The following is a 12,951-nucleotide window of genomic DNA, read 5'->3' as shown; positions in this document are numbered from 1 at the left end:
AGAGATAAGTACCAACTCATGACGTAATTTGTTTTCAGGTAACTGTTTAAGTTGGTTTACGTAATCAAAACCGGCTTCGTAAGCTGCTGCTTTATTTGTGAATGCATCAGTGCTGAAGTTTTTGTCAGAATGAACGACTTGAGTACCAGCAAAAACGCTTGAGCTGATAAGTAATGTTGCTGCTAGAGTTGTTAATTTTTTCATTTTGAATACCTTAAATAATTTGTTTATACATAGTTGTATTGAATGAGTGTTTAATGCGTTACCGCTGTTTCCTCACTCGATGTAGCTATTATGCCTATCATTTATGTGACCGTCATCACTCTATTTTTCCATTCATTGTGGCTTTTTTGTCACCAATCGAATTTAGAATGATAAAGGCTAGGTGATTGTTCACCGTTTACCTTGTTGTTTATTTACCTGTGACGTGGGCGTTGTTACTTCTTACTCACTCACATTAACAAGGTTTGAATCAGCCAACTCCTTTGCGTCATCTTGTTTTAATACACACTCACTTTCAAAAGATCTACCTAGAGGGAAATAAATTTCCTTTATTGCAAAAATATTTTGTAAGCGGTGTGTTTATTCATCTGTTATCACCTTTACAACAACCGTCATGTTTTACCCCTTATCGGTCGTTGTTGATGAAGATAATAGTCTTCATGAGGTTAATAGCAGGTTAAGAAATGACAAATAATTGAATTAATTTGCGCATTGTAAAGGTGGTGATACGGATAGAGTGAACAAATGGTTCACTTTGTTGTGCTAATGAATAAACCCAGTAATAACAGTGGTTAGACGTGTTTTTTATGATAAGAAGGATAATGATGAACTTGTTTTTAAAGTGAAGATAAGTAGCTATGAACGGATAAATATATCCTTTTTATCAAGCAGATAAGTCAATGAGAGTAAGTGTTGTAGAGCAGTTTTGTAGTATAGAGTAACTTAAATGATAAATATAAAAAAAGCAATAATTGATAGGTTTTACCATTTTTAATGTATTTAAAATAGAGCTGATTTTTACTTTGAAAATTGCTTTAAACAGGTTAAAAAAGGTTAAATGATTTTTAAAAATATTTAAAAAAACCATACAAATACAGGAGTGAAATATATTTTATGGATCATCAACTTCGTAATTTCTCATTCAGTAAATGAAAAAATAAAGAAAGGAAATAACTGAGTACTACAATTTTTAGAGCAATAAATTTTATAAACTTTATTAGATTATAAGCTTTAGAATGTCATTAACTGGTGTTTTTACGTCACCATTCGTGCCCGCGCTTGAGAAGCTGTTCATTGACCAGTTAATTAATGGGTTTTATCAAAAAAGATGTGTTCAAAGTGATGGAGAGCGAATAAGTATCGAAGCGAACCTTATGTAATAAAATAGAAGAGCTGGCATTGCTATAATTTAAAAAAAATAGGAAAGTTATGATGGATCTTCATCAATCCTAAATGTCGGCAAAGTATCGAATATCTATGGCAGACCATGTGCCAACTTCCCTATTGTATTTTACGATGCTTTACAGTTCTTTAATATTAGGCATACGTTAATCTGAGTAACTTGCTAAGGTCGCACCTTCAAGCAAGCTAAAGTGTTAACTAGATCTCCACTAATAAGGATTGAGATGTATTTGTTATTCGATGAGGTAGTTTGAACCATGAAGTTTGAACAAAGTGATTTGCCGTCGAGCAGGGCTCATTATGAGCTTAACTGCATTGAGATAGCTCCCATATAACAACTGCTACGACATTGCCCACAACCATTACACAAATCTTCGTTGAGTACTGGTAATTCACCATCTTCAATTGAGATCGCCGCCTGTGGGCAAGCCATTTGGCAGTGTTGACACTCCATTTGCAGATAGTTATTACAGGTGTTGGTAAAAACAGGATGAAGGTTTATCTTGAGTGGCATCGATGCATGCAGCGCTCCTGTTGGGCAAGCCTTAAGGCATTCACCGCATAAGCTACATTCATTGTAATCGAGATTGAGTTTGGCGACACCATCGCTCATTTCTATTACGCTATTGGGGCACGCTTTTTGGCATTCCCCACAGTTATCACAAAGGCGAAGAAACAATACTTCATTAACCGCGTAAGGTGGGCGAGGTTGACTATGCGGTGTTATCTCTGGCGCACTATTGCAAGCCTGAATCGGTTGATAAAAACGTAACAGAAAATTTCGACGGTTATTATCGATTGATTCAGTCATAAATGTGTACTTTTTTAGGGAGAACATTCATATTTTTTTCTGCAATTAATAGTTGAAGCCAAGCTTGCGTATCGTTTGCCATGTGTTTATAGAATAAATTCGGTGATTTTTTATTTAACTGTTGTAGATATGCTAGCCCCCATGGCAGTAAATGTACTTCCATTAACTCGATTGCAGCTTGCTGCTTATCTTGTTCAATCAAATAGGCAAAAGCCAATAACATTAAACCAAATTGATCTTCCGGCTCACGCACTCCCGTATTCAGAGATATTGCATTTAGCTGTAAAAATTGTCGGTACGTTAACGTAGATTCTCCAAATAGCACCCGTTCTTTATCTAAATATACTGAGCCCCATGGTGGTACTGGCATATCACCAAGTCCCTCGAATAGTATCGAAAAGTCGTTGTGCAATTGCGTTTTATCAATTGCAATGGCGGCTTCTAATGTTTGCTTTTCTAATACATCCTCATCAACTAAAGCTGAAACTAATGTTATTAACTCTGTTTTTGAACAGTGTTGATAAAATAATGTACCCAATAATTTGGCCGTATCGACAATCATTCCCATTACCTTTATTTTTGATATTTTAAGCTAGTTTACTTACTTAACTGCTTGTTTCTATGAGTCACTACACAATTATTGACGGTTATAATTATTTAAGAAGGAGTATTGATTTTTATCAATTAAACCATATTAAAAGTGTGCCTTTTTGTTTTGATAATTATATATTTCTTATCACTAGCAATATAAAAGGCATATCTTTATGACGAATATAATTGAAGAATCTGGTGTATTGAATATTACTCGGCGGGGCTTTATTAAAGCCTCTTCTGCGGTAGTTAGTACTGCCGCATTAGCGAGCGGAATAAGTCTACCTTTTAGGTCTAACCCTGTTGCAGCTGCTGTCTCTGACCAAGTTGACGAAAAAGTGGTATGGAGTGCCTGTACGGTGAACTGCGGATCTCGCTGCCCACTTAGAATGCATGTGCAAAATGGTGAAATAAAATACGTAGAAACAGACAATATCGGTAACGATGAGTATGGCGACCATCAAATTCGCGCATGCCTTCGTGGTCGTTCAATGCGTCGCCGTGTTTACAATCCAGATCGTTTAAAATACCCAATGAAACGTGTTGGCAATCGAGGTGAAGGTAAGTTTAAGCGTATTACATGGGAAGAGGCGTACGATGAAGTTACCGGTACCATGCAACGCCTGATTAAAGATTATGGAAATGATTCAATATACCTCAACTATGGTACGGGTACATTAGGCGGTACGGTTACTAAATCTTGGCCGCCCAAAGCAACTTTAATTGCACGTTTAATGAATTTATGTGGTGGTTATCTTAACCATTATGGCGATTACTCTACTGCACAAATCTCAGCTGGCTTGAACTACACCTATGGTGGTTGGGCGTATAACAACTCTTTCTCGGATCTTGAAAACACTAAGCTTAATATTCAATTTGGTAATAATCCAGCCGAAACTCGCATGTCGGGTGGCGGTTTGATTCATCACTATATTGTAAGTAAAAATCGTTCTAATGCTAAAACTATCATTATCGACCCACGATACACTGATACTGCTGGTGGTCGTGAAGATCAGTGGATCCCAATCCGTCCTTCTACCGATGCCGCGTTAGTAGCGGGCCTTGCTCATGTGATGATCACTGAAGACTTAGTCGACCAAGCCTTTCTAGATAAATATTGTGTTGGCTATGATCAGAAAACCTTGCCGGCTTCAGCGCCTAAAAATGCAGATTACAAATCATATATTTTAGGTCAAGGTGACGATGGTATTGAAAAAACACCTAACTGGGCATCTAAAATCACTGGTATTCCAGTTGATACGATTATAAAACTTGGCCGTGAAATGGGCACTAATAGACCATGTGCAATTCACCAAGGGTGGGGATTACAACGCTCTGCAAATGGAGAGTTAGCTTGCCGCGCTATTGCGATGCTGTCGATGCTGACGGGATCCGTGGGCGTTTCTGGTGGCTCAACTGGTGCTCGTGAAAGTGATATCAATATTCCTTTCGTTCGCTTTCCACAAGTAGACAATCCGATCCAGACTTCGATCTCAATGTTCTTATGGACCGATGCGATTCACCGTCATCACGAAATGACAGATAAAACCGATGGTGTGCGCGGGGCCGAGCGCCTACAAAATCCAATTAAAATGATCTGGAATTATGCAGGTAACTGTTTGATCAACCAACATTCTGATATCAATCGAACTCGTGAGATCTTACAAGATGACAAGGCCTGTGAAATGATTGTGGTTATCGACAATCATATGACCTCGTCGGCTAAGTACGCTGACATCATTCTTCCTGACTTAACCACTTCAGAGCAAGACGACTGGTGTATGGATGGTAAAGCCGCCAACATGCCTTATTTTATCTATGCACAAAAAGCGATTGAGCCTCAATTTGAAGCGAAGAGTATTTATGAGATGTGTTCTCAACTTGCAAAACGCATGGGCGTAGAGCAAGCGTTTACGGAAGGACGTACTCAAGAGCAATGGATAGAGCATTTGTATGCTGAAACACGTAAGCAAGATCCATCACTGCCAACCTTTGAAAAGATGAAAGAGATTGGCATCTACAAACGTAAATACGATCATCACTACATCGCCTATGAAGCGTTCCGCAAAGACCCGGATGCAAACCCATTAAATACACAAAGTGGTAAAATTGAGATTTACTCTGAACAATTAGCTGAAATTGCCAAAACTTGGAAGCTTAAAGAAGATGAAGTGATTCATCCTTTGCCTATTTATGTTGACTCCTTTGAGGGACATAAAGATCCATTGACCTCGAAGTATCCATTGCAGTTAACCGGCTTCCACTTTAAAGCGCGTTGTCATTCAACCTACGGAAACGTAGCTGAGCTTAAAGCCGCTGCTCGTCAAGAAGTATGGATCAATCCTATTGACGCTAAAGAGCGTGGTATTGAACACGGTGATATGGTGAGTATCTATAACGACCGCGGTGAAGTGCGTATTGCAGCTAAGGTAACGCCTCGTATTTTACCTAGAGTAGTCGCACTAGGTGAGGGGGCTTGGTATGCACCCGACGGCCAAAAAGTTGACCATGCCGGTTCGATTAACGTGTTGACAACTCAACGCCCAAGCCCGCTTGCTAAGGGTAACCCTCAGCACTCGAACCTTGTTCAAATCAAAGCAGTACAAAAAGCGTAAGGTAGGTTTAAATGAAACAATACGGATTTTATATTGATTCAAGTAAATGCACAGGTTGTAAAACTTGCCAACTTGCTTGTAAAGATTATCGAGACTTAGGCATTAAACAAAACTACCGACGCGTGTACGAGTATGAAGGTGGCAGTTTTGTCCAAGATGGTGATACCTGGCTACAGAAAGATGTGTTCTCTTATTATCTTTCAATTGCATGTAACCACTGCTCTGACCCTGCATGTGTCAAAGTATGCCCGTCCGGTGCGATGCATAAACGCGATGAAGATGGTTTTGTGGTGGTTGACGAAGATGTTTGTATTGGTTGTCAGCATTGCAGTAATGCGTGTCCTTACGGTGCACCTCAGTTCAACAAAGAGGCCGGTCATATGACCAAATGTGATGGCTGCTATGAACGTGTTGCCGAAGGAAAACAACCTATGTGTGTCGAGTCTTGTCCACTGCGTGCGTTAGAGTTTGGTGAAATCCATATTTTGCGAGAAAAATACGGTACCAATGCTGACGTGGCACCACTGCCATCATCCAGCCTAACACTGCCAAACATTGTTATTAAGCTGAACAAAAATGCAAAACCAACGGGTGATACCACTGGTTTCTTAGCAAATCCAAAGGAGGTATAAGATGATTTTTCATGAGTGGTCTTTGATCTTCTTTACTGTGTTGGCACAAACCGCAGTAGGGGGATATTTACTAGTCAGTAGCCGAGCATTAGCAATGGGACATTCGGTAGAGAAGATAAACAGTTATAAAGTACCGATGTTTGTTCTTTGGGCAATTATGGGTATTGGTTTTATATTCTCTACTACCCACTTAGGCTCACCTCTGCGTGCGTTCAACGCATTCAATCAACTTGGCACAGCATGGCTATCAAACGAAGTGTTTTTTGGTGCGGCATTCTTTGCTGTGGGTGGTTTGCAATGGTTGTTATCTGTACTTAAAAAAGGGGGGGCCAACCTGCAAAAAGCGTTGATGGTGGTTGCGATGGTGTTAGGCGCTATCTTCATGTATTCCATGGTCAAGGTTTACATGATTGATACGGTACCCACTTGGTTTAACATTTATACACCTATCAGTTTTGTCATGACTATAGTTGTCGCAGGGTTACTACTTTCTCAGTTTGTGTTTGTTTCAGCGAAGGACAGTCGCTTCAGCATAGATCGCAACATTGCTATATTAGCGATTGTCGCTATTGCGCTTAGTCTGTTAGCAACCATCGGCAAAGCAAACCTAATTGGTGATATACAGTCCTCAGTTGTTAAAGCATCTGAACTGGTTGATGGACTTGGTTCTTACTTATTGATACAAGTGGCGTTGTTAATGCTTGGTTTATTGTTTTGGATTGTCCCCCTTGTCAATAAATCTTCTGTAAGCTCTATCACTTTATCCGTTGCATTGATTCTGGTATTAGCATCAGAATTGGTTGGCCGTGGTTTATTTTACAGTTTACATATGACGTCTGGTTTATAACTAAGCGAGCTCTACGATAAATAAAAGCTGTACGATAAAACAGAAAAATTAGAGCTTGGTGTAGTTGGAGTTGTACTGGTACTGGTGTAGTTATACTGATGTAGTTGTAATGTGGCTAAGCAATTAGCCACAAAGTTATAATTAATCGTTCCGTTCTAGGTTGTTCAGATTAATGTTAAAACTCGGAAAATGGTACAAAACGGCTTAATAAATTATTAGGTTTCTTACTTCTAAAGTAAGAAAACCCTTAAAGAATATTCGGCGGATTCAACATTGAAGTGCATAACAATTAAGCTTGTCTTATTTTCGAACAATCATTAAATCGGATAACGGGCTTTTTACACAATTTGCACCAGCTTGTAATACATGAGTGTAAATTTGTGTGGTACGGATATCGGTGTGCCCTAATTGTTCTTGAACTGTGCGGATATCAGCACCACGCTGTAATAGATGTGTTGCAAAAGAATGGCGCAAAGTATGACAAGTAACTTGTTTATTAAAGTTTAACTTACGCGCTGTATTTTTAATCGCTTTTTGAATATTTGTTTCGTGAATGTGATGGCGTCTTAAATTATTAGTCCCAGGCTCTATGGAAAGGCGCATTGAAGGAAATAAATAATGCCATTTAAACTCTTTAGCTGCATTCGGGTATTTACCCGCTAAAGCATGGGGTAAAAAGACACCTTTATAATCACTTCTTTGCATATCTTCTTGATAATACAACTTAGCTTTCATTATATGATTTTGTAAAGACTGCTTGAGTTCTGGTGCTAAGGTTACACGTCTATGTTTACCACCTTTAGCATGCCAAATGTTGATTGATAAATAATCAAACTCAATATCCTGAATACGTAATCTAGCCGCTTCCATTAACCTTAACCCACTACCGTATAATAAATAACAAGGCAGTGAGACCGCTGGTGGGACTTCTCTTAATAAGCTAGTAACTTCTTCAGGGGTTAACACGATGGGCAGTTTCGGTTGTGTACTTGTTTTATTAAAGTTTAATTCTAACGTTAATGGTTTATCCAAAAACTCGCGATATAAATAAACTAATGAGTTTAGCGCTAGTGCCTGACATTATTTAGAATAAAAAGATGGAGCTACTTTTTTTGTGTTAGCAAGGTAGGAAAGAAAAGACTCAACTTCGGTATGATGGCAACTAAATGGGTGCTGCTTATTAATAAAATAGATGTAGGATTTTATCCAATGAATATAGGATTTAATGGTTTTTTCTGCATAAAATTTTAAACGCATATTTTCGGCAACGGCACTTAAAAATGGAGATTTCATTTTTATTCCCTCATTGGATTAAAGTAGTGTTTTTATATACAGTGTAGTTGTTATTCCGTATTTCCGTCGATAATGCGGAATTATTCTGTCTATTTACATGATGAGTATTTGATAATTTCTTGTAAGGTATTGATTTATTAATTTTTAAGTGTAATGTTCAATTAATTTTGTCAAATTAAAATGTTCCGTGTTTCCACCGGAAATACGGAACATTTCTGTATAATATCTGTTAGGCGCAAATCAAATTTCGCATATATTTTCACACTTTGAGAATCATTAATGAATACAAAGCAAAAAAAAGCAATCATTCAATATATAAAAGAATTAGATCCTAAAAATGAAGTTATTGAGTCTATAAATCCAAACAAGGATTATAGCGGTGGTAAGATTAAATATAATGACACTACTCTTCATTTACATAGAGAAATTTCTACTTTAGGTGATGAAGAATATGCTAGAGCTTATCTTGTAGTTAAATTAGTTAAGGAACTAGGCTACTCTTCTGAAGAACGCATTATTGAGTTAGAAAAGACCTACAGCATAGGTCGACCAAGCAAGAAATCTGCAAGAGTCGATTTATTAGTTAAATACCCCTCTAACTGGCCAGAAGAAAGCAAACGAAATAATGTATTTTTGTTTATTGAATGTAAAGCACCCGATAAATTTGAATCTGATAAAGATTATATTAAAGGACAAGTATTTGACTTGTCGAAGCAAGAGAAAATCAGACCTGAATTTGGAGTTTATTACACAACTGCATTCGATAGCGCTAATCTACTTGATAGAAGTTTAATAGTAAATTTCGATGAACACCCATCATTTGATGACTGGGATAAAGATGGGCAGCCCTCTAATTCAATAATTCCTGAAAAATTTGATATTCCTAAGAATGTTGAATATGCAAATATTGATCAACCTAGCAAAGAACAGAGGTCTTTAAGAACCGATGTTACAAGGTCTGAGTTTGATCGATTAAGAAAAGAGCTTCATGATGTTATCTGGGGCGGTGGTGGCACAAATAATAATGACGTATTTGTAATTCTGATTCGGTTATTTCTTTGTCGAGTTTATGATGAACTTGAAGCTGCACCCAATGCAAAATATCGATTCCAAAGAGCGGCATATGAAAATGGTCTTGTAGAATCTCCTGAGGATGTTGTCAAAAACATGAGTGAGCTTTTTAAAGAAGCTGCTCAAATTTATCTCGGCTATAGTGAATCTGAAATTGAAGAAACTGTACCATTTGAAGCTAAAAAAATATCAGCTGCTAAAGTTGCTTTCGTTGTTGAGAGACTACAAGATAAATCTCTTACAAAAAATACCCATCGCGGGGAAAGTGATCTACTAGGCGACTTCTTTGAAGGCATAGTCTCACAAGATTTCACTCAAACAAAAGGGCAATTTTTTACGCACGTAAATTTGGTGAAGTTTTGTTTAGATTTAACCAACTTTAAAGATACTGTAGAAAGTACTTTCTTGAACGAAAGAGATCCACAAGGAAGACCAAGGATCCCTAAAATCATTGATCCTTCTTGTGGCTCAGGTTCTTTTATGATCGAAGCTATGAAAGAAGGAACTAAAGCTTTACTTCCTTTAAGAGAAAAAGGGCAACTTCCAAAAAGACTAAAAGAATATGCGTCAATGTGGTTTGGTGAAGATAGCAACAATAGCTGGGCTCGTGAGTTTATCTATGGAATTGAGCCCAATGCAGACTTAGGTTTAGCAACTAAAGTCAATATGATTTTACATGGTGATGGCAGTACAAATATTTTTGTTAAAAGTGGACTTGAGCCCTTTTCAGACTATGCTATCCAGGACAGGTCACATGGCCTTGCAATAACAAAGAAAAAAGATGCAAAGTTTCCATATACAAAAGATTGTAATGAAGAATTTGATTTTGTTTTTACAAATCCTCCTTTCTCAATCTCGTTGAGTGGTGATGAAAAGAAGCAACTAAATAAAGATTTTGAATTAGGAAGTAAAAGCGCAAGTGAAAACTTGTTTATTGAGCGCTGGTATCAGCTTTTAAGGGCCGGAGGAAAATTTGTAGTTGTTATTCCTGAAACAATTTTGGACTCTGCAAGCAGTTCTAGTATTAGATTATTTCTATTTAGGTACTTTAATATTAAGGCTGTTATTTCACTGCCTTATGTTGCTTTTAAGCCTTTTACAAGTACGAAAACCTGTATTTTAATAGCTGAAAAGAAAACTGATGAAGAAGTTGAATATTGGAATAATTCATGGACAACTCAAGAGGCAGAGTATAAATCCCTTGTCAAAGGCTATAAGTCAAAAAACAAAACTGGTCAGTTAATCTCAGCAAAAGAGCTATTAAGTATAGAGTCTGATGACATATCCATTGAAGAGGTACTTCAGTTTCATTCGAGTGACTTAAACCAAATTATTAAAGATGGAAGTTCATGGATATTTAAAAGAGTAGTGAACTCTATAAATATTGATGACTACGATATATTTTTAGCAGAGCCACAGCATGTAGGTTACAAAAGGCGTAAAGGCTTACCAGATTTACAGCAACCTAACGACTTAACTTCAGAAGATAGGGGACAGAGTGTTTTAGGGAACTATAAAACAAATAAAAATGAAAGCCTAAGATATGGGTTTAGAGTGAAGTTAAGTGAGTTAGCTACAAGGCCAAGTTTAAGAATAGATCCTAAATATCTTTATTTATGGGTGAAACGCAAAGGTGAGGTATTTGGTAATTCAAGTAATCTTCTTCAGCTAAAAGAATTAATGATACCTTTTAAGCCAAATAAATTACCAAAAGGCCCACTTAGCGAACCTAGAGCGCTTGTAGATCTTGCAAATGTCGAATCAAAAATGTCAATTGTATCTGGGGTTGAAGAGATTGATGAGTTGGGTTCAGATAAAATAGAGTTTGGTGATTCAGATATTGCTATTTCTAAACTGGAACCATATTTAGGGAAGGTCTTAATTAATAATGTTGAAGAAGAGTGGATCGGGAGCCCTGAATGGCTCACGTATAAGAAAAGTTTAAAAGTACACTCTTTGGATTATTTAAGGTTTTTATTACTTACACCCGAAATGTTGGAAGTGTACAGATGCTTACAATCAGGCAAACGACATGCACGATTAGCTGAAGCTGATTTACTTTCTTTAAAAATTCCTGAAAAAAATAAGAAAGAGCAGACTCAAATTGCAATTGATTGCAAGGTTAAAATGGATGATATTTTAACGAAAAGAAATGAAATTAAAGACTTAAGAAGCGATATTGATGGCATCATTACAGATTGATTAAACAGCGCCTAACAAACAAGGATAGGTGTCGCGAAGCCGACACCTTATCTGGGTGTTGAACAAGCCCGAACGAGGTGCTTTACTTTATATAGTAAATAGTGGAATTGGTTTTCGGTTGGGTCAATGGGGCAACTTTATTAAAGGCGAGTCTCGCTAAGATACAATTGATACATCAATTATATCAGTATGTTATATTTTAAATGTTGGGTGCCATATCACCTCGCTGTCTTGGTTATTATTCATTTTTGTCAATGTTCTGTTGAAGAACATGCGCTTTCACACATTATCTTGTCAGTCGATGCATACCCATAAAATGCATTTCATGATGGCAGCATGGGCAAATACAAATAGCACGTTTACGTTTTATTGGCGTGGTCACTGTGCTGATATCGCTCCCCAGTATCAGCAATATTTGCAGTCGCAGTTGTTTGGCATTGCCTCTTAAAAACCCATAATCTCTAACCCTCTGCAGGCCTTTTGGTAACACGTGTTGTAAAATTAACCATAAGAATTCGAGCACTGGTAAGGTCCGTTTTTTAGTCATATTAGTGCTGCTTTCTTTATACTTAAATGTGACCATTTCCTCGGTGATCTTAATAATGTCTTTGTCGGGCAACACGCCACGATATAGATAGCGTGATAAGTATTTAAAAGCAGAGGTGCCAAATCCTACCTTACGACAATCGACCACCCATTTCTTAGGGATGCCTGTAGGCATGGTTAACTCAGGGCTGTGATTAATCGCATCAATGACTCTTGCTCGCCATACTTTAGCGAGTGCAAATTCATTAAACAGATATTGCTTATCACTTTTGTGCCATTGTTTTTTTGTCGTATCGTAACGTCCGCAGAAAAACTAGTGGACAGCCATAAACTTTGACTAATAGTCATTATCAATCTATTTTTTGATCATGTAGTTTTACATGCTCGGAGGTAGTTTGTTATGACGCAATCTCGACAATCCCAAGTATCGCTTGCCGATACGCCTTATTACCATTGCATTTCCCGTTGTGTTCGCCGTGCTTACTTGTGCGGCGAGGATAAATACACGAGCCAATCATTCGAACATCGTCGGAAATGGATGGTTGAACGCATGCATCATCTTGCCTCTATTTTCAGTATTAATATTTGTGCTTATGCCATTATGTCGAACCACTATCATTTGGTGCTGCACATCGATGAGCAAGAAAATCAATTGCTTAGTGATGAACAGGTTTGCCAGCGATGGGGATGCTTGTATTCAATGCCAACGCTCATCCAACGTTGGTTAACACAACAAACGGTATCGACTGCAGAAAACCTGACTGCACTTAATATCATCAAGGACTGGCGAGAGCGCTTAGCAGATATCTCTTGGTTTATGCGTTGTATCAATGAGTTCATTGCACGTAAAGCCAATAAAGAAGATAACTGCTCAGGAAGATTCTGGGAAGGACGCTTTAAATCGCAAGCGCTATTAGATGAAGATGCGTTGTTAACTTG

Annotated in this window: 7 protein-coding genes and 3 pseudogenes; 5 read left to right on the top strand and 5 right to left on the bottom strand. The window is 37.7% G+C overall.

Annotated features, from left to right (window positions below):
* The 3 genes from GQR44_RS19360 to GQR44_RS19350 all read right to left on the bottom strand — a co-directional run.
* Positions 1–204 (bottom strand): DUF3316 domain-containing protein (locus tag GQR44_RS19360; RefSeq protein WP_166373234.1); only part of this gene is annotated, 204 nt, incomplete at its 3' end.
* Positions 205–1,702: 1,498 nt separating this feature from the next.
* Positions 1,703–2,215: a ferredoxin-type protein NapF gene (gene napF, locus GQR44_RS19355; protein ID WP_166373367.1), complete on the bottom strand. Its 513-nt coding sequence runs from the start codon at positions 2,213–2,215 to the stop codon at positions 1,703–1,705.
* Positions 2,208–2,777 (bottom strand): molecular chaperone, encoded by a 570-nt coding sequence (locus GQR44_RS19350; RefSeq protein WP_166373365.1) that lies wholly within the window; start codon positions 2,775–2,777, stop codon positions 2,208–2,210. Before GQR44_RS19350 ends, napF begins: the two co-directional genes overlap by 8 nt.
* A gap of 202 nt (positions 2,778–2,979) precedes the next feature.
* Between GQR44_RS19350 and GQR44_RS19345 the strand changes: the two genes are divergently transcribed.
* The 3 genes from GQR44_RS19345 to GQR44_RS19335 are packed head-to-tail and all read left to right on the top strand — an operon-like array spanning position 2,980 to position 6,900.
* Entirely contained in the window at positions 2,980–5,421 is a 2,442-nt protein-coding gene (locus tag GQR44_RS19345) for a DmsA/YnfE/YnfF family dimethyl sulfoxide reductase (protein WP_166373363.1), read from the top strand.
* Between the two features lie 11 nt (positions 5,422–5,432).
* Positions 5,433–6,053 (top strand): DMSO/selenate family reductase complex B subunit, encoded by a 621-nt coding sequence (locus GQR44_RS19340; RefSeq protein WP_166373361.1) that lies wholly within the window; start codon positions 5,433–5,435, stop codon positions 6,051–6,053.
* A 1-nt stretch (position 6,054) separates the two neighbouring features.
* Positions 6,055–6,900, top strand: a complete 846-nt coding sequence (locus tag GQR44_RS19335) for a DmsC/YnfH family molybdoenzyme membrane anchor subunit (protein ID WP_166373359.1) — start codon at positions 6,055–6,057, stop codon at positions 6,898–6,900.
* Between the two features lie 300 nt (positions 6,901–7,200).
* Here GQR44_RS19335 and GQR44_RS19330 read toward each other — a convergent pair.
* Positions 7,201–8,193 (bottom strand): annotated as a pseudogene (locus GQR44_RS19330) (integron integrase).
* Between the two features lie 279 nt (positions 8,194–8,472).
* Between GQR44_RS19330 and GQR44_RS19325 the strand changes: the two are divergent.
* Positions 8,473–11,466 (top strand): N-6 DNA methylase, encoded by a 2,994-nt coding sequence (locus GQR44_RS19325; protein ID WP_166373357.1) that lies wholly within the window; start codon positions 8,473–8,475, stop codon positions 11,464–11,466.
* Between the two features lie 286 nt (positions 11,467–11,752).
* On the opposite strand, the pseudogene GQR44_RS19320 reads toward GQR44_RS19325, so the two are convergent.
* Positions 11,753–12,307: pseudogene (locus GQR44_RS19320) on the bottom strand (transposase); the annotation flags it as partial.
* A 105-nt stretch (positions 12,308–12,412) separates the two neighbouring features.
* On the opposite strand from GQR44_RS19320, the pseudogene GQR44_RS19315 reads away from it, so the two are divergent.
* A pseudogene (locus tag GQR44_RS19315) lies at positions 12,413–12,951 on the top strand (transposase); the annotation flags it as partial.

The organism is Psychromonas sp. SA13A (genome assembly GCF_011378715.1).
Taxonomy (GTDB): domain Bacteria; phylum Pseudomonadota; class Gammaproteobacteria; order Enterobacterales; family Psychromonadaceae; genus Psychromonas.
This window is presented reverse-complemented; position numbering and strand designations above follow the sequence as displayed.